The organism is Pseudomonas sp. PA-5-4B (genome assembly GCF_021606215.1).
GTDB classification, from domain to species: Bacteria; Pseudomonadota; Gammaproteobacteria; order Pseudomonadales; family Pseudomonadaceae; genus Aquipseudomonas; species Aquipseudomonas edaphica.
The window spans coordinates 131,318-152,994 of the sequence record NZ_WKDB01000003.1 but is presented as its reverse complement, the minus strand read 5'-3'; the positions used below and the strand labels follow the sequence as shown (position 1 = coordinate 152,994).

Annotated in this window: 13 protein-coding genes; 11 read left to right on the top strand and 2 right to left on the bottom strand. The window is 62.8% G+C overall.

Annotated elements, in window-relative coordinates; all coding sequences use genetic code 11:
- The 9 genes from GIW28_RS03440 to GIW28_RS03400 all read left to right on the top strand — a co-directional run.
- Positions 1 to 393, top strand: a 393-nt coding sequence (locus GIW28_RS03440; RefSeq protein ID WP_236490381.1) for an energy transducer TonB family protein, incomplete at its 5' end; no start/stop codon positions are given.
- Between the two features lie 42 nt (positions 394 to 435).
- Positions 436 to 2,136: a putative porin gene (locus GIW28_RS03435; RefSeq protein WP_099549255.1), complete on the top strand. Its 1,701-nt coding sequence runs from the start codon at positions 436 to 438 to the stop codon at positions 2,134 to 2,136.
- A gap of 18 nt (positions 2,137 to 2,154) precedes the next feature.
- Positions 2,155 to 2,784: a hypothetical protein gene (locus GIW28_RS03430; protein WP_017139641.1), complete on the top strand. Its 630-nt coding sequence runs from the start codon at positions 2,155 to 2,157 to the stop codon at positions 2,782 to 2,784.
- A gap of 19 nt (positions 2,785 to 2,803) precedes the next feature.
- The gene (locus GIW28_RS03425) at positions 2,804 to 3,283 is read left to right on the top strand and encodes a YbjN domain-containing protein (RefSeq protein ID WP_099549256.1); all 480 of its coding nucleotides are present in this window, start codon (positions 2,804 to 2,806) and stop codon (positions 3,281 to 3,283) included.
- Positions 3,280 to 4,221 carry a peptidylprolyl isomerase gene (locus tag GIW28_RS03420; RefSeq protein WP_017139639.1) on the top strand — a complete coding sequence of 314 codons (942 nt, stop codon included), beginning with the start codon at positions 3,280 to 3,282 and terminating at the stop codon, positions 4,219 to 4,221. The genes GIW28_RS03425 and GIW28_RS03420 overlap by 4 nt, the downstream gene beginning before the upstream one ends.
- 53 nt (positions 4,222 to 4,274) lie before the next feature.
- The gene (locus tag GIW28_RS03415) at positions 4,275 to 5,255 is read left to right on the top strand and encodes a LysR family transcriptional regulator (RefSeq protein WP_017139638.1); all 981 of its coding nucleotides are present in this window, start codon (positions 4,275 to 4,277) and stop codon (positions 5,253 to 5,255) included.
- Positions 5,256 to 5,360: 105 nt separating this feature from the next.
- Positions 5,361 to 5,951 (top strand): histidine phosphatase family protein, encoded by a 591-nt coding sequence (locus tag GIW28_RS03410; RefSeq protein ID WP_236447468.1) that lies wholly within the window; start codon positions 5,361 to 5,363, stop codon positions 5,949 to 5,951.
- Positions 5,952 to 5,960: 9 nt separating this feature from the next.
- The gene (gene cobF / locus GIW28_RS03405; protein ID WP_099549258.1) at positions 5,961 to 6,716 is read left to right on the top strand and encodes a precorrin-6A synthase (deacetylating); all 756 of its coding nucleotides are present in this window, start codon (positions 5,961 to 5,963) and stop codon (positions 6,714 to 6,716) included.
- Positions 6,717 to 6,727: 11 nt separating this feature from the next.
- Positions 6,728 to 7,447 carry an alpha/beta hydrolase gene (locus tag GIW28_RS03400; RefSeq protein WP_017139635.1) on the top strand — a complete coding sequence of 240 codons (720 nt, stop codon included), beginning with the start codon at positions 6,728 to 6,730 and terminating at the stop codon, positions 7,445 to 7,447.
- A gap of 72 nt (positions 7,448 to 7,519) precedes the next feature.
- On the opposite strand, the gene GIW28_RS03395 is transcribed toward GIW28_RS03400, so the two are convergent.
- Both GIW28_RS03395 and GIW28_RS03390 read right to left on the bottom strand, forming a co-directional pair.
- Positions 7,520 to 8,077, bottom strand: a complete 558-nt coding sequence (locus tag GIW28_RS03395) for a hypothetical protein (protein WP_017139634.1) — start codon at positions 8,075 to 8,077, stop codon at positions 7,520 to 7,522.
- A 72-nt stretch (positions 8,078 to 8,149) separates the two neighbouring features.
- Positions 8,150 to 9,958: a monovalent cation:proton antiporter-2 (CPA2) family protein gene (locus tag GIW28_RS03390; RefSeq protein WP_099549260.1), complete on the bottom strand. Its 1,809-nt coding sequence runs from the start codon at positions 9,956 to 9,958 to the stop codon at positions 8,150 to 8,152.
- 302 nt (positions 9,959 to 10,260) lie between these two features.
- Here GIW28_RS03390 and GIW28_RS03385 point away from each other — a divergent pair, with 302 nt between their 5' ends.
- Positions 10,261 to 13,035, top strand: coding sequence for a beta strand repeat-containing protein (locus GIW28_RS03385; protein WP_442963521.1), 2,775 nt, complete (start codon positions 10,261 to 10,263; stop codon positions 13,033 to 13,035).
- Positions 13,032 to 21,638 carry an autotransporter-associated beta strand repeat-containing protein gene (locus GIW28_RS03380; RefSeq protein ID WP_442963520.1) on the top strand — a complete coding sequence of 2,869 codons (8,607 nt, stop codon included), beginning with the start codon at positions 13,032 to 13,034 and terminating at the stop codon, positions 21,636 to 21,638. The genes GIW28_RS03385 and GIW28_RS03380 overlap by 4 nt, the downstream gene beginning before the upstream one ends.
- Positions 21,639 to 21,677 lie beyond the last annotated feature (39 nt).

The following is a 21,677-nucleotide window of genomic DNA, read 5'->3' as shown; positions in this document are numbered from 1 at the left end:
GCCGATGACTTGGCCAACCCGATGCAGATCGATGGCGATGCGCAGTCCGGCAACGACGCGTTCAACATCGGCGCCGGCAAGGGCGGCGGCATGGCCGGTTCCGGTGGCGGCGGCTTGGGCACCGGCACCTACAAACAGTACCTGGCGGGGCTGTTTCAACGGCTGCTGAGGGATGACCCCGAGTTACGCAAAAAGGCGTATGCGGTGCAGGCCGATTTGTGGCTGAGCGCCGCAGGCGAGGTTGTGCGTGCAGAGCTGGTGAAGTCCAGCGGCGATGCCGAGACCGACGCGCAAGTGCTCGCCGCCTTGCGCGCAACCCATGCCACACAACGCGTTCCAGCAGCCGTGACGATGCCGGTGCGCCTGTCGCTCAAGGGCCGACGCCCGGATTGATCACACCCATTTCTTGCAGGTTTTTACAGGAGTTGCGTATACATGATTTCCCCCGTGAATCGACTGACCCTGGCGGTCGGCATGGTCATCGCGACCCTGGTTGGCCAGGCGACGGCTGCCCCGGTTGCACCGTCGGAAAACGTCACGATCAACCTGATCCGCCTGCTGGTGCAGCAAGGTGTGCTGACCCAGGACGCCGCCAACGGGTTGATCGCCCAGGCCGAACAACAAGCCCAGCAGGCCCGGCAAGCCGCTGCTGCGCCGGTGGTTGCCAGCGGCCCGACGGCGGCGCCTGGTGATGTGCGCGTGCAGTACGTGCCGCAAGCGGTGCGTGACCAGATCCGTGACCAGGTCAAGGCCGAAGTCATGGCCACCGCCAAGCAGGAAAACTGGGCGCAGCCCAATACTTTCCCGGACTGGGTGTCGCGTGTCAGCTTCGACGGCGATATTCGCCTGCGTGACGAGTCGCGCTACTTCTCGGGCAACAACAGCAACGAAATCGTCGACTACGCCAAGCTCAATGAAAGCGGCCCGTATGACGTCAACAAAGACACCAACACCAAGTTGCCGCCATTACTTAACGCCAATAAAGACCGCGAAAACCTGTTTCGCCTGCGCGCTCGCCTGGGCATGAAAGCGCTGATTACGCCGGAGTGGACCGCCGGTATCCGCATCGGCACCGGCTCGGACAATAACCCGGTGTCCACCACCCAGACCCTGGGCGGCGGCTTCGGTAAAAAGGACATCTGGCTCGACCAGGGTTACCTGAGCTGGAAAGCCACCCCGGACGTGACCCTCACCGCCGGGCGTTTCGCCAACCCGTTCTATTCCACCGACATTTTGTACTCGCCGGACCTGAACTTCGATGGTATTGCGGCCAACTTCAACCATGCGCTGAACAGCGAGTGGGGCGTATTCGGCACCCTCGGCGTATTCCCCGTGGAGTACACCTCCGACGCGTCCAGCAGCAACGGTTTCGACAAGGAAGACAGCGACACCAAATGGCTGTTCGGCGGCCAGGTTGGCGCCAACTGGAAGATCAACCGCAGCAACAGCCTCAAGGGTGCGATGGCGTACTACCACTTCGACGATATCGAAGGCCAACGCTCCAGCCCGTGCAGGCCGTGGGCCGGCCAACCCGCCTGCGACAGCGACGGCTCGCGCCTGGCCTTTATGCAAAAGGGCAACAGCGTGTTCCTGCTGCGCGATATCACCCCCAACCCGGCCACACCTGGGTTGACCCCGCAGCCGCAGTTTGTGGGCCTGGCCTCCAAGTTCGACGTGCTCGACCTGAACCTGGCCTGGGACGCCGAGCTGCCCAGCGACTTCAAGTTGCGCACCCAAGGCAACTACATCCACAACCTGGCCTACGACAAGGGCGAGATGCTCAAGCGCAGCGAAGGCCAGATCGTCAACAACATCAACAGCAAGGGCCAGTTTGAAAGCGGCGGCAATGCGGCGATGGTGCAGTTCACCCTCGGCAACGCGTTCGAGATGCGCAAGCGCGGCGACTGGAACCTGTTGGCCGGCTACAAATACATCCAGCCCGACGCCTTGCCGGATGGCTTCAATGATTCCTCGTTTCACCTGGGCGGCACCAACGCCAAGGGCTATTTCGTGGGCGGCAACTACGGCATCGATAAGAACATCTACGCCAGCGCCCGTTGGTTGAGCGCCTCCGAAGTGTATGGCGCGCCGTTTGAAGTGGATGTGATGCAACTGGAACTCAACACGCGCTTTTGATGCGCAGGGAGATGCCACATGAACACGCGAATCTTAGGCGGGCTGTTGCTGGTGCTGGTGGCCACGGGCGCTTCGGCCGAAGGCATGGAGGAGCGCCTGCGCACTCAACTGCGTAGCACCACCCAACAGTTGCAGGCGTTGCAAAGCGAGCAGGCCCAGGCCAGTGCCGCGCGTATCGCCGCCGAAGCACAGGCCAAGCAGGCCCAGGCGCAGATCAAGCAATTGACGGCCGAGCTGGAAAAGGCCCGGGGTGCGGCCGAGCAATTGGCCGGCCAGCAACAGAGCCTGCACAGCCAGGCGCAAGCCCAGGTGACGGCGAGCAATGAACAGATCGGCAAGTTCAAGAAGGCCTATGACGAGCTCTTGGTTTTGGCCAAGGGCAAGGAAACCGAACGTGCCCGCCTGCAGGCGCAACTGAGCGAACGTGACACACAAGTGCAGCAATGTTCAGCCAAGAATCAACAGATGTACGGCGTGGCCCGGCAACTGCTGGCGGCTTACGAAAAAATCGACGTGGCCGAGGTGATGAGCATCCGCCAGCCGTTCGCCAGCAGCGCGCGGGTCAAGTTCGAGGAACTGGCCCAGGGTTTTGGAGATGAGCTATACCTTAATCGGTTTGATGCTCCGCACACCGCCCTTAATCAATGATCAACAAGGAAGAGACACTATGAGCGATGTTCAACTGATCTCCAGCGTCACCCCGCAAAGCCTCACCGAGTTGCTGCAGGAAGCCGGCTACCGGGTCAACCAGACCGAACAGAACGGCATCGTGCAACTGCTCAGCGCCAGCCAGGGCATCGGTTTTGCCGTGCGTTTTGGTAACGCGGCGGCCGAGCAGGGCAGCTACGTGGACTTCACCTACAGCTGCGCACTGCGAGTACAAGGTGAACTGCCCAAGGGGCTGGCCGAGGTGTGGAACGCCTCGCGGCGCTTTGCCCGCCTGTCGTTGCAGGGTGAATTTTTGCTGATGGAAATGGACGTGGTGGTGGCCGGCGTGGGCGCCGCGCACCTGCGCAGCCAACTGGAATTGTGGGACCGACTGCTGCAGGAGTTTATCGTGTACCTGCGCGATTACAGCCAGCAAGCCGCGCAATTGCAGGCCCAGGCGGCCGCAGCACCGGTGGATGAAGAGGCGCCTGTCCTGTGAAAAAACCAACCCTGCTGGTCGGCGCCGGTGCGCTGACATTGCTGGTCGTGGCGGTAGGGTTGAGTCTGCGACCGGGTGCTGACCCGGTCGCCGCTCAGCAGCCGGCGCCGGGCGTGAACACCGAAGGCGCAGGCCCGGCGGTGGCGCGCCTGGGTAACCAGCAGATCGACCTGCCTGAACTGCAACGCGTATTGGCCGGCTTGCCGGCTGAAACCCGCGAACAACTGCGCGGCAACCGTGGCGCACTGGAAGCCTGGATTCGTTCACGCCTGGCGCAAAAAGCCGTGCTCGAACAGGCGGATGCCCAGGGCTGGCGTCAGCGCCCGGAGGTGGAGCAGCAGACCCGCGCCGCCACTGAGCAGATAGTGTTCCGTGACTACATGCTGTCGGTCAGCCAAGTGCCGGCCGACTACCCCAGCGCAGCTGAATTGCAGCAGGCCTACGACAGCGGCAAGGCCCAATGGATGACGCCGCCGTTGTACCGGGTCAGCCAGATTTTCCTCGCCGTCAATGACCCGCAAAACCTCGACAGCGTGCGCCGCCAGGCCCAGGAACTGAGCCGCAAGGCCCAGGCTGCACCGGCTGAATTTGCCGCCCTGGCCACACAATATTCCCAGGACCCTGGCACCGCTCAACAAGGCGGTGACTCCGGGTTGCAACCGTTGCAGCAACTGGTGCCGGAAGTACGTGGCGTGGTTTCGCGCCTCAAAGTCGGCGCGGTGTCGGATGCGCTGCAAAGCGCGGCCGGTTTTCATGTGCTCAAACTGACCGGCCAACAACCGGCACGCACCGCCAGCCTTGATGAGCTGCGCGAACGCCTCACCCAAGCCTTGCGCGCCCAACGCCAGGAACAGATCGCCAAGGCCTACCTGGAAGGCATGCTCAATACCGCGACCTTGAGCATTGACGGTGCCGAGCTGAACAAGGTGCTGGAATAACACCGGCCTGGCTTGGCACTGGATGTATCGACCGACACGACAGGGAGTCTCCCATGGCATATTTAGAACCGTCCGGCCCTCAGGGGGCTGCAGCCTATCGCGCGCCAAACGAGCCGCGCAGCGCCTGGCTGGCCCTGGCAGAGGAGATCGAGCCGGAGGTGGTGCGCTACTTTTTGGTCAGCGCGCGGTGTGGCTGTTTTATGCAAGCCGCGCGCAGTTTGAATATCAAGGCCACGCTGTTGCGCAAGCGCCTGGCGCAGTTGGAAGAGCAACTGCGCCGCTCACTGTTCAGCTATCAAGGCAATGGCTTGGCGCTGAGCCGCGACGGCTTGCAACTGCAAGCGCAACTGGTGAGCCTGGCTCGCGAGCGGCGCCTGCCGGTGATGGTGCAACAGCCGCTGATACGCCTGGCCGTTGCTGAGCCGATCCTGCATGACATCCTCGGCCGCGACCTGATCGCGTTGTTGCGCCGCAATGCCAGTGTGCGTCTGGAGATCATCTCCATCGACAGCCAATTGTCGTTGCAGGCGGTGGATGTGGACGTGGTGTTATGGCTGTCGGATGCCGACGGGCCGGTACCTGGGCCGAGTTTTGCCACCGAGCCGCCGCGGCGCCTGGCGCTTTTGCAGTATTTGCCGCATATCGCCAAGCGCTATTCGCGGTTGACCACGCGCCCGGACAGTGTGGAAGACCTGGATGACTACATGCTGGTGCAGTGGCAGCCGGATGTGCAGGTCGAGGCCTTGCAACCCTGGAACAGCGTGGTCGAACAGCGCTTGGCGGCGGTGGTGAAAGTGCAGGCCTATTCGCTGATGCTGGAGATGATTCGTTGCGGCGCGTGCATTGGCCTGCTGCCGCACTACATGGGCAGCTTCGACCGTGGGTTGGTGGCGTTGCCCGGGTTGATGGGCGAGACCATGCAGCGTCAGGTGTGGCTGGCGGTGAATGCCCAGGCGCATGATGCTGAAGCGGTGCGGATGGTGGTGGAGCTGATTGTGGGGACGTTTGAAGGGCGGCGGGAGTGGTTTGATTGACGGGCTGCTGAGTACCGAGAGGCATCCTGTTTCATGTGTGTTGTAATATATCGAGACAACCTCGCCAGTCTCCGCGGACTGCGCCATGAAACAGAGTGAAGAGTGATGCAGGCCACCCGGTTGACCTTGATTTGCCATGCCGTCACGCCGCTGCAAAAGCGCGGGCGTTTTCCCGATGACGAGTCTGTCGCGATGGATTGGCAAGGAGCGGCGTTATCCCTGGCCGGGCGTTTCAAGAAAACCATGCGGTTAGTCAGCGCGCCCGAGGCCAGAAGCCGTCAGACGGCGGGCCTGTTCGGTGCCGACGCGCAGATCGAAAATGCTTTGCGTGATGTTGATTTCGGCGCCTGGAAAGGCCAGGCCATCGATCAATTGGCCCCCGATGCGTTGGCGGCCTGGATGACCGACAGCGCCGCCGCACCCCATGGCGGTGAATCGGTAGAGCAGCTCTGCACGCGGGTTGGGCACTGGATCAAATCCCTCGAAAGCCACGCCGGCCATGTCGTGGCCGTCACCCACCCCTTCGTGATCCGTGCCGCCTTGCTGTACGTCATGCAATTTCCTCTCTCGAAGTTCTACTTGATCGACGTCGAGCCGCTGTCCGCCACCGAGCTGCGCTTCAACACTGTATGGCGCCTGCGCCTGGAAACTCACGCCGAGTGCCATGAACATGGCAAAATCCACGCCCCGCAATGAGAGCACCCCATGAAACGCATCCTGATCATCGGCATTGGCGCCGGCAACCCTGACTACATCACGATGCAGGCCGTAAAGGCGCTGAACCGCACCGACGTGTTTTTTTTGATGGACAAGGGCCAGAGCAAAGACAAGTTGATCGACCTGCGCCGTGAGATCTGCGAAACCTACATCACCGAGCCCGGTTACCGTTTCGTCGAGGCCGACTGCCCCGAGCGCGTGCGCGGTAATATCGACTACACCACCGCCGTGCAGGACCTGAACCGCGACAAGCAGCTGACCTTCGAGCGCATGATCAACGAGCAAATGGCCGACGGTGAAGTGGGCGCTTTCCTGGCGTGGGGCGACCCTGCGCTGTACGACAGCACCATCCGCATCCTGCAGGCGATTCTGGCCAGCGGCCGTTGTGAGTTTGAGTTCGAAGTGATCCCCGGCATCACCAGCGTGCAGGCCCTGGCGGCTCAGCATAAGGTGGCGCTCAACCGCATCGGCCGCTCGATCGAGATCACCACCGGGCGCCGGCTGGCAGCGGGGCAGGCAAGTGATGCCGATACCTTGGTGGTGATGCTTGATGCCGAGGACTCCTACCGCACTGTGGCCGACCAGGATATGGATATTTACTGGGGAGCCTACCTGGGCACGCCGGATGAAATACTGATCAGCGGCAAAGTCAGTGAAGTGGCCGACGAAATCCAACGGGTGCGCAAGGCTGCGCGCCTGGAGAATGGCTGGATCATGGACACGTATCTGTTGCGCAAACCCTGAGGTTGATGCCCATGTTCAAACTGTTCGCCCTGGCGCTGGCGTTAGTCGCCGGTGCCGCCCACGCCGATGATGCCTTGCACACGGACTTGCCGTTGGCCTACCTGGAGCAGACGCAGAGTGATGCGCGCAACCAGCCGCTGGTGATCTTCCTGCACGGGTTTGGCAGCAACGAAGAAGACTTGTTTGGCATCAAGGACGCGTTGCCGTCCACCTGGACCTATTTGTCGGCCCGCGCGCCGATGCCGGTGGACCCCAGTGGTTATCGCTGGTTTGCCAAGAAGCCCGGGGAGGGTGATTACGACGGCGAGACGGCGGATTTGCAGCGCAGCGCCCAGCTGATTGAAAACTTTGTCAGCAAGGCCACGGCCAAGTACCACACACAAAGCGATCGGGTGTTCCTGGTGGGGTTCAGCCAGGGCGCGATCATGGCGTATGAGGTGGGCTTGCGAAAGCCTGCCATGGTGCGCGGGATTGCGGCGCTGAGTGGCAGCGTGTTGCCGGTGCTCAAGGCAGAGCTCAAGCCTGATGAGTCATTGAATAAGCTGGCGATTTTTATCGGCCATGGCACCTTGGACCAGGCGCTGCCGTATGCGTCGGCCACCCGCGCCAATGAGGTGTTGCTGGGGCTGGGGCTGAAGCCTGAGTTTCATGGGTATATGGGCATGCCGCATACCGTGAGCGCGGCTGAAATACAGGACCTCAAAGCCTGGCTGGAAAATAGTTTGAAGTAAAAACGCGGTTAAACAATGTGGGAGCAGGCAAGCCAGCTCCCACAGTTGATGTGTGTTGTTTGTTAAACCAGGTTACTTGCCGCCGGTAATCTGCTTCACCAGCTCAGCATGCCCCTTCACGTCATCCGCCCGCGAAATCGCCTGGATCACCAGCAGATGGTTGCCCGAACCGCCGAGGAACGTGGAGTTCAGGGTCTTGCCACCGCCTTGGGTCGCCGTACTGTCCACCTGGCGCAGGCCCAGGCCTTTGAAGGTCAGCTTCTTCTCGTTTTGCTTCTTGAAGTCGGGCAGGGCAGCGCTCTGGTCCTTGACGAAGTCCGCCACGGCACCATCGAGAAACTGCGGGTCATTGTCCTTGATGGTTGCCCCATCGTTGCGCACGGTTTCGGCGACGATCACGACACTTTTCGTGGTCGAGTTCGCGTACAGCGTGCCTTGGGTGTCGGCGGTGCCATCCTCGACCTTGCCAGTCGGCAACGTGTCAGCGACGAAAGCCTTGGGCAGGTTGAAGGTGAACTTGCCGCCCAAGGTCGAGATGGTCTGGGTGGCAGGGGACTTGCTGGCGGCGAACACGCTACCGGCGGTAAGCGCAAGGGCCAGCAGGACGGCGGTCTTGGTGAAAGTGGCCATGAAACGCTCCAGGGATGAACGAAATTGCGGCGTATTCTGTCAGAAATTTCGCAATATCGTTCATCCCTAAGTTCACACCTTGTCGGACTCCTCTTGAAGCCGGTCCATCTCGAACAGCCGCGCCAGTTCCGTGCGGGCTTCCTGGGCCGATTGCAATACTTTGGCCGCGTCGTCATACACCGCGTGTTGAGCGGCGAGTAACTGGTGGTCGTGGTTTTTGAATCGATCAATGCGTGCATCGGCCTGGGCCTGGCTCAAGCCGAGGCCGACCAGGGTGCGACGGCTCATTTCCAGGCTGGAGTAGAAGGTCTCGCGCACCGGCGAGGCGTCCAGGTCGACCAGGCGGTGAACGTGCTGGCGGTTACGTGCGCGGGCGATGATTTTCATGTGCGGATAAAGGCTGCGCACCAGGGCGGCGGTCTTGATATTTATTTCCGGGTCGTCCATGGCGATCACAAAAAACTCGGCTTGGTCGACCTTGGCTGCATGCAGGATTTCCGGGCGCTGCGGGTCGCCGTAGAACACCGGCATGCCGCCGAAGCTGCGGGTCAGCTCGATGGTTTCCACCGAGGTGTCGAGGGCAATGAACGAGATGTTTTGCGCGCGCAGGATCCGCGCGACGATCTGGCCCATACGGCCCATGCCGGCGATCACCACGCGGGGCGCATCGCTTTCGATGGTGCGGTATTCCTCCGGCACCTCCACGGTCTTGGCCTTGTGTTTGAACAGCTTGGGGCACACCAGCAACAGCAGCGGCGTCACCGCCATCGACAAGGTGATGGTCAGCACCAGCACATCGTAAAGGTGCGGCTCGAACAGGCCCTGGTCGCGGCCGATCTTGAACACCACAAAGGCGAACTCACCGCCCGCCGCCAGCACGATACCGAGGCGCAAGGCGCTTTCGCGGTTGAGATCACCCACCAGCCGGCCCACGGTGTACAGCAGCGGCAGTTTCAGGCCGATCAGCAGCAAGGTCAGCCCGATCACCATCAACGGCGTGCTGAGCAGCAGGCTGAGGTTGGCGCCCATGCCCACGCTGATAAAAAACAGGCCCAGCAGCAGGCCCTTGAACGGCTCGATCTGGGATTCCAGCTCGTGGCGATATTCCGAATCGGCCAGCAGCAGCCCGGCGAGGAAGGCACCGAGGGCCATGGACACACCCACCAGTTCCATCAGCCACGCGGTGCCGATAACGACCAGCAGCGCGGTGGCGGTGGACACTTCGCGCAGGCCGGTCTTGGCGACGATGCGAAACACCGGGCGCAACAGGTAGCGCCCACCGATGATCACCACGGCGATGCTGCCCAGTATCTGCAGCACGTGTTGCACGCCCTGGGCTTCGGTCGTCGGGTGATCGCTGCCGGCCAGCAGCGGCACCATGGCGATCAGCGGGATCGCCGCGATGTCCTGGAACAGCAGGATGGCAAAGGCCAGGCGCCCGTGGGGCTGGTTGAGTTCCTTGCGTTCGGCCAGGCTTTGCAGGCCAAAGGCAGTGGAGGACAGCGCCAGGCCCAGGCCCAGCACGATTGCACTGTTCCACGGCTGACCAAATAGCCACAGCGCCGCCACGCCCATCACCACGCCGGTGAGCACCACCTGGGCCAGGCCGACGCCGAACACCGCCTTGCGCATCACCCATAAACGTTTGGGCGACAGCTCCAGGCCGATGATAAACAGCAGCAACACCACGCCCAGTTCAGAAAATTGCGCCACGCTCTGCGGGTTGCCCACCAGGCCCAGCACGGACGGGCCGATGATCACACCGGCAAACAGATAGCCCAGCACGGCGCCCAATTGCAGGCGCTTGGCCAAAGGCACGGTCAACACAGCGGCGAGCAGGAACACCACGGCTGCTTGTAACAGGTTGCCTTCATGGGGCATTGAGATCTCCCAGATCTTTAAAGCGAATCAACAGGGCGTTATTAGCGCCTTTTTTACATTTGGAAACTTGTATTTATGTCGCGACAGTCAATGGATGCTGGCTGTAATCCCATTCTGACAGGGAGTTTACGAAAGTATTAATACCATTTAATTCAATGACTTTTCTGTAGGTCTACTACCGTTTCGACAAATTGGATCAATTGTCACCACGGTCAGGTATCTCGAATTCGATGCGTGTGGGTCAATAAAGTTGAGCTTCTACGCACCCATGGATGAAAGGCTTGGACCACAAGGAGTTGAGCGTGGATAAAAGACTTGCTACTGCCGTTGTACCTCGTATTTCTGCGCTTTCTCTTGCTATTCGCCTCGGCGTAGCGGGGCTGGTGATGGGCCTTGCAAGCCCCGAAGCGATGGCGGCCTGCTCGCCCGCAAGCCCCACGGCGGGTGCCACGGTGACGTGTACGGGGGTGCCGTCGTTACCGCTGTTTCTGAACACCTTCTCGAGTGCGGTGAATGACCTGACGGTCAACGTCAACCCTGGCGCGCAGCTCAACGCAACGTTGGGCGGCATTGCGTTGAACCTGACCGGTAACAACACCACACTGAACAACTCCGGCACCATCGACCCGGCGCTGCTCGGGTTTGTATCCGTGCTCAGTGGCGGTGTGGTGGTGGGCAATACCGCGGCCAGTACGGTGAATATCACCAACACGGCCACCGGGATCATCCGCGGTACCGGCGCACTGCTGGGGCTTAATCTGACTTCGTTGGGTGGTGCGGCGCTGAACGTCACGAATGGCGTCGGTGGCACCACCACCCTCACCAACGCCGGCACCCTCGGCTCCAGTTCGTTGCTGGGTCTTACGTTGTTTGCCTCTGACACGCCAGTGGTCGCCGTGCAAGGTGGCGGCCAGGTCAACATGACCAACAGTGGCACGCTCACCGGGCGGGTTGCCTTCGAGGCGTCCACTTTGGGTAATACCTTCGTCAACAGCGGGACCATTTCCGGCGGCGTGTCGATGGGAGCAAACAGCACCAACACCTTTACGGCGGTGACCGGGTCGAGCGTGTCCTCGGGTGGCGGTATCGGCTTGAGCCTCGGCGGCCTGTTGGGCGTAAACCTGACGTTTGCCCCCACCGGCCAGGTGGATGGCGGCGCAAACGGCAGCAACACCTTGATCCTGCAAAACCCCGGCGCCACCGGCAGCAGCGGCACTGGCACGGCGTCCAGCGCCACCTATGTCAACTTCAACAACCTGACCATCAACGGCGGCACCTGGACGTTGCAGGGGCCGTTGGTCAGCGGCAGCACAACGCTCAATGGTGGCATTTCGCAGTTCGATAACAGTGCGACGTTCGGTACTGGGGCAATCACCGCCAATGGCGGGGTTATCGAGGCAACGGCCAATAACCTGACGCTGGCTAACCTGCTCACGCTGGGCACCGGCGGGTTGACCGTCCAGGGCGCCAATACCGGGCTGACCCTGGGCGGCGTGCTCTCGGGCACCGGCGGCTTGACCAAGGCGGGCACGGGTCAACTGATCCTCAATGCCGCTAACACTTACACCGGCGCCACCACGCTGTCCGGCGGTTCGGTGCAGTTGGGCAATGACCTGGCGCTGAGCAGCGGCGCTGTCACCGTCACGGCCGCATCGACTTTGCAGGCGCCTGGCATAGTCAGCCTTGCCAACACGTTCACGCTTAACGACAACCTGACGACCGATGTGGCCGGTACGCTGAGCCTGAACGGAGCCATTACCGGCAATGGTGGGCTTACCCAGAGCGGCGCGGGCAGCCTGACGCTCAATGGCGTCAACACCGGCTTCAGCGGCGCCACCAACCTGGGCGCCGGCACCCTGGTGCTGGGCAATAACAATGCCCTGGGCAGCGGCAACCTGAATGTGACAGGTACTGCCAACCTGGACACCAGTGGCGCCTCATTACTGAACAACAATGTCGTCTTGACCGGCGATCTCAGCCTGCTCAACGCCAACCCACTGACCCTGAGCGGCGTGATGTCCGGCGTCGGCGGCCTGACCAAAACCGGCGCGGGCCTGCTGACCCTGGCCGGTAACAACACCCGCAGCGGTGTAACGTCGCTGAATGCCGGCGGTTTGTTGCTCAGCACCAACACCGCCCTGGGGACGGGCGCGCTGAATACGGCTGCGGGCACTTCGCTGGACGCGACGACGGCGGTGACCCTCGCCAACGCGGTCAACCTGGCCGGCAACCTGGGCATTGGCGGCACCGCCGACCTGACGCTGGCCGGTACGATCAATGGCGCTGGCAGCCTGACCAAAAACGGCGCCGCCAATCTAGTGCTCAACGGCGTCAACAACTTCCTGGGCGGCACCACGCTCAATGCGGGCACCCTGACGGCTGGCTCCAACTCAGCCCTGGGTCTGGGTAACTTGACCGTTGGCGGCGCGTCGACGCTGGACAGCAGCGGGGCATTCAGCCTGGGCAACAACGTTGTGCTCAACGCCGGGTTGACGGCCGGCGGTACCAATAACCTGACCCTGGCGGGTGTGCTCAGTGGGGCAGGGCCGCTGACCAAAAGTGGCCTGGCCAACCTGACCCTCAACGGCAACAACACCTTCAGCGGCGGCACCACCCTCAATGCCGGGACCTTGACCCTGGGCAACGCCAATGGCCTGGGCAGCGGCGCCTTGACCGTCGGCGGTGCGGCGACCCTGGACACCAGCGCGTCCTTTGGCATCGGCAATGCCATTGCGCTGAATGCTGACCTTACGGTCGCCGGCAACAACGACCTGAGCCTGAACGGCGTGGTCAGCGGCGCTGGCAACCTGATCAAAAATGGCTTGTCCGACCTGACCCTGGCCGGCAACAACACCTTCACCGGCGCCGTGAACGTGGTCTCCGGCAGCCTGACGTTGCTCAATGCCAATGCCTTGGGCAGCACTTCCGGGGTTAACGTGAGTGCGGGCGCCGGGGTCAACCTGGCCACCGACGTCAGCCTGGCCGGCTTGAGCGGCAGCGGTAGCGTGCAACTGAGTGGCGCCAACAGCTTGACCGTTGGCGGGGTCAACACCACCAGTACGTTGATGGTGATTTGAGTGGCGCTGGCGGGCTGATCAAGGTCGGCACCGGCACTCTCAACCTTACCGGCATCAATGGCGTCACTGGCAACACGGCGATCAATGCAGGCACCTTGAACCTCAGTGGTTCCCTGGCCAGCGCCCAGGTCAATGTCAACAACGGCGGTACGCTGACCGGTACCGGTTCGTTATTGGGTGCGCTGAACGTCAATAACGGCGGCCATTTGGCCTTGAGCAGCGGCAATACCTTGTCAGCCGGTGCACTGAACATGGTCGCGGGTGGCAACCTGGATGTTGCCCTCGGTGCGCCATCCCTCACTTCCTTGCTCAATGTCGGCGGTAACGTGGCGCTCGCCGGCAACCTGAACGTCACCGATGCCGGTGGTTTTGGCGCGGGCACTTATCGCCTGATCAACTACACCGGCGGCCTGACCGGTGGCCTGACGGTAGCGGGTGTTCCCGTGGGTTATGGCCTCGGCGATCTGCTGGTACAAACCTCGGTCGGCAACCAGGTCAACCTGGTGGTGTCGGCGCCCAATATCCGCTTCTGGGACGGCAGCCAAGCTATCGCCAACGGCGTGGTGGATGGCGGCACGGGCGCCTGGACCGCCGGCGGTACCAACTGGACGTCCGCCGACGGCTTGACCAACTCTCCTTGGTCCAGTGGCTTTGCGGTGTTCACCGGTGCTGCCGGTACGGTCACCGTGCAAGGCCCGCAAGCCTTTACCGGCCTGCAGTTTGTCACCGACGGCTACAGCCTGGTCAGCGGCGCAGGCGGGCAATTGACTGCGATCAATGGCGGCAGTGGCAATGTATCGATGCGTGTAGATCCGGGCGCAACCGCGACCGTCGGGGTCAATATCGATGGCGCCGGCACCTTGAACAAGCTCGACACCGGCACCCTGGTGCTCAACGGCGCCAACACCTATACCGGTGGCACCTTGCTCAATGGCGGCGCGCTTATCGTCGGTAGCAACACTGCACTGGGCGGCGGCCTGTTGACGACAGCGGCCGGGACGACACTGGACAGTAATGCTGCCATCACCTTGGGCAACACGGTGCTCTTGAACGGCGACACCACTGTCGCGGGCGGCAACGCGCTGACCCTTAATGGCGGGATCAGCGGCGTTGGCGGCCTGATCAAAAACGGCGCGGCCACTTTGACCCTGGGCGCAAGTAACACTTTCCTCGGGCCTGTGGCCTTGAACGCGGGTGGGCTGATCCTGGCCGCCAACAATGCCTTGGGCGCTGGCGCGTTGAATGCGGCTGGCGGCACGACACTGGATGCCAGTGCGGCGGTCACTGCCAATAACGCGATCAACCTGGCAGGCAACCTGGGTATAGGCGGCACGGCTGACCTGACCTTGGGCGGTGCAATCAATGGTGCTGGCAGCCTGACGAAAAATGGCGCAGCCAACCTGATCCTCAATGGTGCTAATACCTACCTCGGCGGCATGACGCTGAACGCGGGCACATTGACCCTGGGCAATAACCTCGCGCTGGGCCTGGGCAACCTGACGGTGGGGGGTGCTTCGACGCTCGATAACAGCAGCGCGCTGAGCATCGGCAATGGTGCTGTGCTGAACGCTGCGTTGACGGTGGCTGGCAACAATGACCTGACCCTGGGTGGCCTGCTCACGGGCACCGGCGCGCTGGTCAAGGATGGCGCGGCCAACCTGACCCTTAATGGCCTCAATGCCTACAGCGGCGGAACGACCCTCAATGCGGGTACCTTGACCCTGGGCACCGCGACAGCCCTCGGGACGGGCGCCTTGACGGTGGGCGGCGCGGCCAACCTAAACAATGGCACGCCACTGGTGCTGGCCAATGCGGTCAACGTCAACGCCAACCTCACGGTGGGCAGCCTGAATAACAACCTGACGCTGGCGGGTGTGGTGGGGGGGAGCGCCAATCTGATCAAAACCGGCACTGGCGACCTGGCCCTGACTGGCAACAACACCTTCTCCGGCCTGTTCGATGTGCAAGCAGGCAGCCTTACCACCGTGGGTAATGGCGCGCTGGGCGCAGGCGCCGGGGTCAACCTGGGGAGTGGTACGCAATTGAACCTGGGTGGCTCGGCCAGCCTGGGTGAACTCACCGGCACCGGCGTGGCCGTTGTTGGCACCGGCAGCACCTTGAGTGTCGGCAGCAATAACCTCGACAGCACGTTCGGCGGCGTACTCGCCGGGTTGGGCGGTCTCAACAAAATCGGCAGCGGTGCCTTGACCCTCGGCGGCCTCAGCGTGTTGACCGGTGACACCCAGGTCAACGCCGGCAGCCTGCTGGTCAACGGCGCGCTGGCCAGTACCAACGTGAACGTGGCTAATGGCGCCACCCTCGGCGGCACCGGCACCCTGGTGGGGGCCGTCAACATTGCCGACGGTGGCCACCTGGCCGTCAACTCGGGCAACACCCTGACAGTCGGCTCGCTGGTGCTCAATACCAACTCCAACCTCGATGCCGGGCTCGGCGCCCCGTCTACCGGCGGCACGGCGCTGATTCATGTGGGCGGTAACCTGACCCTGGACGGCACGCTGAATGTCAGCGATATCGGTGGCTTCGGCCCCGGTATCTACCGGTTGATCGACTACACCGGCGGCCTGACCAATAACGGCCTGCAGCTGGGCAGCTTGCCGGTGAATATCCCGGCCACCGACCTGGACCTGCAAACAGCGATCGGCAACCAGATCAACCTGCTGGTCAACGGCAACACCACCGTGCAGTTCTGGGACGGTAGCCAGACCACCGGTAACGGCAGCATCGAGGGCGGCAGCGGTACCTGGACAAGTGGCGCCACCAACTGGACAGGCGTCAACGGTTCGTTCAACGCTGCCTGGGCGCCAAACAGCTTTGCGGTCTTCCAGGGCGCGGCGGGTACTGTCAGCGTGGACGGCGCCCAAGCGATTACCGGCCTGCAATTTGTCACCGACGGCTACAACGTGGTCGGCGGCACGGCGGGGGCCTTGACCTTGTTCAACGGCACCGGCGGCAACACCGCCGTGCGCGTTGATCCGAATGCCACCGCGACCCTGGGCGTCACCCTCAATGGCGGCGGTACTCTGGCCAAGCTGGATGCGGGCACCTTGGTGCTCAATGGCGCCAACACCTACACCGGCGGCACCGCGCTCAATGGCGGTACGTTGGTGGTCGGCAATAACAGTGCGTTGGGCAGCGGTGCGTTGACCGCGTCCAATGGCACCACCCTGGACAGCAATGCCGCTGTCAGCCTGGCCAATGATGTGAACGTCAACGGCACGCTGACAGTCGGCGGCAGCAACGCGCTGACCCTGGCCGGCAGCGTGGCCGGCACCGGTAGCCTGATCAAAAACGGCATCGCCAGCCTGACCTTGAGTGGCAACAACACCTATGCAGGGCCGACGGCATTGAACGCCGGCGGGTTGATCCTGGCCTCTAACACTGCGCTGGGCACCGGCGCGCTGAATGCGGCGGCAGGCACCACGCTCGATACCAGCAGTGCAGTCACCCTGGCAAATGCCGTGAACCTGGCGGGCAACCTGGGCATTCTCGGCAGCGCCGACCTGACCCTTGATGGGTTGGTCACCGGGGCTGGCAGCCTGGCTAAAAGTGGGGCGGGCAACCTGACACTCAACGGCAACAATGCTTACCTCGGCGGTACGCAGTTGAACGCAGGTGGCTTGGTACTGGGCAATGGTTCGGCACTTGGCACCGGCAGCCTGGCCGTCAACGGCGCAGCGACGCTGGATACCAGTGCCGCAGTGGCGCTGGCCAATAACACCACGCTCAATGCTGCGCTGACCGTGGTTGGCAGCAACGACCTGGCGCTTGGCGGTGTGGTTGATGGCACCGGATCGCTGATCAAGAACGGCACTGCCAACCTGACCCTCAACGGCGCCAATACCTACAGCGGCGGCACCACCCTCGCGGCCGGTACGCTGACTGTCGGCAATGCCACGGGCTTGGGTTCCGGCGCCTTGACCGTCAATGGAGCAAGTACGTTGGATAACAGCGTGCCGCTGGTATTGGCGAACGCCGTCAACTTGAATGCCGACCTCAGTGTGGCCGGTAACAACAACCTGACCCTGGCGGGTGTGTTGGCCGGCAATGCAGCGTTGATCAAAAATGGCGCGGCGGACTTGCTGCTCAGTGGTAACAACACCTTCACCGGTCCACTCAATGTGCTCGGCGGCAGTGTGACCACTACAGGTAACGCGGCCTTGGGCAACACCACCGGCGTCAACGTCGGCAGCGGTGCCAGCCTCAACCTGGGTGGCAATGCCAGCCTCAATACCCTGACCGGTACCGGCGCGATTCAAGTGGCGGGCGGCAGCACGCTGGCGGTGGGTGGCAGCAACCTCGACAACACCTTTGCAGGCACGCTCAACGGTGCCGGTAACCTGGATAAAAACGGCACCGGCGTGCTCAACCTGAGCGGCACCAATGGGATCAGCGGCGCGGCCAACGTCAATGGCGGCACTTTAAATGTGAGCGGCTCACTGGCCAGTGACACGGTGGTGGTGAACAACGGCGCGACGCTGGCCGGTACTGGCTCATTAGCGGGTGCGGTGACGGTGGCTGATGGCGGGCACATCGGCCTGAACGCCGGCAGCACGCTGTCGGTGGGCTCGTTGGTGCTGGGTAATAACGCCAACCTGGACGTCGGCCTCGGCGTGCCGGTGGTGGGCGGTGGCAGCGGGCTGCTGAATGTCGGCGGTGATCTGACCTTGGGCGGCAAACTCAACGTCACCGATATCGGCGGCTTTGGCAGCGGCGTCTACAACATCATCAACTACGGCGGGGCACTCACCAATAATGGCCTGGCCCTTGGCAGTTTGCCGGGCAGTGTGATTCCGGGCGATGTGCAAGTGCAGACGGCCATCAGCAACAAGGTCAACCTGCTGGTGACTGCGCCCAATACCACCGTGCAGTTCTGGGACGGCGCCAACCTGATCGGCAACGGCGCCATCGACGGCGGCAACGGCACCTGGGGCACTGGCACCACCAACTGGACCAACGTTGACGGCACCCTCAACCAGAACTGGAACAACAGCTTTGCAGTGTTCCAGGGCGCGGCGGGTAACGTGACCGTGGAGGGCACGCAAAACCTCACCGGCATGCAGTTCGTCACCGATGGCTACAACCTGGCCTCCGGCACGGCGGGCGTGCTCAACCTGGTGAATGGCGGCACCGGCAACACGGCGATCCGTGTCGACCCGAACGCCACCGCAACGTTGGGCGTCACGCTCGGTGGTGCTGGCACCCTGGCCAAACTCGACACTGGCACCTTGGTGCTTAACGGCACCAACACCTACACCGGCGGCACTGCACTCAATGGCGGCACGCTGGTAGTCGGCAATAACAGCGCGCTGGGCAGTGGCGCACTGACGGCGGCCGACGGCACCACCCTGGACAGCAACGCGGCCGTCACACTCGGCAACGCTGCGGTACTCAATGGTGCACTGGCCATCGGCGGCAGCAATGCGCTGACGCTTAACGGCAGTATCAGCGGCAATGGCAGCCTGCTGAAAAAAGGCGCGGCAACCCTGACGCTCAACGGCGCCAACACCTACAGTGGCGGCACCGGCCTGAACGCCGGGCAACTGACCCTGGGCAATAACGCCGCATTGGGCAGCGGCGCGCTCACCGTCGGCGGCGCTGCGGCGCTGGATGGCAGCACCGACCTGCAACTGGCCAACGCCATCAGCCTGAGTGGGCCGCTGACCCTGGTCGGCAGCAATGCACTAGCGCTTAACGGCGTGGTCAGCGGCACCGGCAGCCTGGTGAAAAACGGCAACGGTGCGCTGCTGTTGACCGGCGCCAACACCTACAGCGGTGGCACCACCCTTAACGGCGGCACCACCACCGGCAACACCAAAAGCTTGCAAGGCGCGATTGCCAACAATGCGGCCCTGACCTTCGAGCAAGGCACCGATGGCACCTACACCGGCAACCTTACCGGCGCAGGCGTGCTGAATAAAACCGGCACCGGCGCGTTGCTGTTGACTGGCAACAACACCTTGACCGGCAACACCAACGTCAACGCCGGCAGCTTGCTGGTCAACGGCACCTTGAACAGCGCAGCGGTGCAGGTAGCCAGCGGCGCGACCCTTGGCGGCAGCGGCAGCCTGGGCGGTGCTGTGACGATGGCCGATGGCTCGACCCTCAAGGCCGGGGCGGCGACGCCGCTGTCGGTGGGTTCGCTGGCGTTGTCGTCGGGCACTGCCCTGGACTTCGCCCTCGGCGCGCCTGGCGCATCCACCACGGCGGTGAATGTGGCGGGCAACCTGACCCTTGATGGCACGCTCAACGTTACCGATGCCGGGGGCTTCGGACTCGGCGTTTATCAACTGTTCCGCTACGGCGGCGCGTTGACCGACAACGGCCTGACCCTCGGCTCGCTGCCGGTCGGCGTGGGTAATCTGAGCCTGCAAACGGCGCTGGCCAACCAACTGAACCTGCTGGTGCAAACCACGCCGGGGCAAATCCAGTTCTGGAACGGCGGCACCACCAACCCTGACGGCACTATCACCGGCGGCAGTGGTACCTGGGGCCCAGGCACCAACTGGACCGATCCAACCGGTACCCAGGGCCAGGCGTCAAATAACCAGTTTGCCGTGTTCGGCGGGCAGGGCGGTACTGTCACTGTGGTCGGCAACCAAGGCTTCACTGGCCTGCAATTCCTTGACCCTGGTTACACGCTGACGGCAGGCGCAGGTGGGACCTTGTCGCCAACCGGTGCCGCAGTGGTGCGTGTCAATTCGGGCGTCACTACCGAAGTGGCTGCGCCAATCGTGGGGGCCGGGTCGATCAACAAACTTGACGCCGGCACCTTGCTGTTGACCGGCGCCAACACCTATTCCGGTGGCACGACCGTCAGTGGCGGTACGCTGGCCGGTAACACGCTGAGCTTGCAGGGTCGCATCCTCAACAATGCGCAACTGTTGTTTGTCCAACCCACTAACGGCACCTTTAATGGTGTATTGAGCGGAACCGGCAGCATTACCAAACAAGGCGCAGGCGCGCTGTTGCTGACCGGCAACCAGCCATTCAGCGGCACGGTGGCGGTGGACCAGGGCGTACTGCAAGTCGGCAACGCGGCCAACCCAGGTGCGGTGTTTGGTGGGCAGGTGACCGTCGCCAACGGTGCAGGCCTGACCGGCAACGGCAGCGTCGGCGCGTTGGTCAACAACGGCAGCGTCACACCTGATAACGGTAAGCTGACGGTGGCCGGTAACTTCACTAATGGCAGTACCGGCGCGTTGAACCTGCTCATCACCCCATCGTCGACCGGCTCCCTGGCCGTTGGGGGTACGGCGAACCTGGGCGGCACGTTGAATGTGGTCAACCTGGCGCCGTACGCCGGCCCGGCCACCTACACGCTGCTCACGGCGGGTGCAGTGAACGGCACCTTCGGCACCACCAATCTGGAGAACCTGGCATTCCTCAATACCGCGTTGAACTACAGCCCTACTCAGGTGGCGCTGGCGGTTAGCCGCAACAACGTCAGCTACGCCAGCGTGGCAGCCACTGGTAACCAACGTGGCGTGGCCGCCGCGTTGGACAGCGGTGCCGCGGTGGGTGGCGCAACGGTGCAGAACGCGCTGCTCAACTCCAATGTTGCCGGGGCGCGCGCCGCGTTCGACAGCTTGTCCGGGGAGATTCATGCCAGCACCGCCAGCGCCATGCTCGAAGATTCGCGTTACGTGCGTGACGCAGTCAACGAGCGCCTGCGTCAGCCCGGCTGCTACCGCGAAGATGACCCACGCAACAGCCTGGCACCCAGCGAAAACCGCCTGAGCAGCGCCGGTTGCCACGGCGAGATGGTCGGCTGGATGCGTGTGTTGGGCACCTGGGGCCACATGGGCGGCGACAGCAACACCGCCAAGCTGGACCGCAACCTCGGCGGCTTCCTGCTCGGCACCGACAAACAAGTGGATGACGCCTGGCGCGTCGGTGTGGCCGCCGGCTACACCCGCAGCGACCTGGACGCCAAGCGCCGCAGCTCCAGCGCCGACGTCGACAGCTACCACTTGATGGCCTACACCGCGTACCAGCAGGAAGCCTTCGCCGCTCGCATGGGCGTGGCATACAGCTGGCACGACATCGAAAGCAAACGCGATGTGGCCGTAGGCGGCGTGGGGCAACGCCTCAAAGCCGACTACAAAGCGCGCAGCGCGCAAGTGTTCGGTGAAGTGGGCTACACCATTGAAACCGGCAAAGTGGTAGTAGAACCGTTCGCCGGCCTGGCTTACGTCAACTACGACAGCGACACGATCAAGGAGAAAGGCGGTTCGGCGGCCCTGCGCGGTGATGCCGATCAGGACGTGACCTTCTCGACCCTGGGCGTGCGCATCGGCCAGACCATCACCTTGGGTAACGGCTCGAAAATCAACCCACGGGGCAGCATCGGCTGGCGTCATGCCTTTGGCGACACCAAGCCGGATGCCGACCTGAGCTTTATCAACGGCGGTGCATCGTTCAGCACCCAAGGTGTGCCGATCGCCAAGGACAGCGCGGTGGTGGAGGCGGGCGTGGACTACCAGATCAGTCAGAATGGCAAGTTGGGCCTGGGCTATTCCGGCCAACTGTCGCGCAACGATAAAGACCATGCGATGACGATCAGCTTCTCCCTCGGTTTCTGATCAAAGCCGAGTATTTTTAACCGCCCGAAAGGGCGGTTT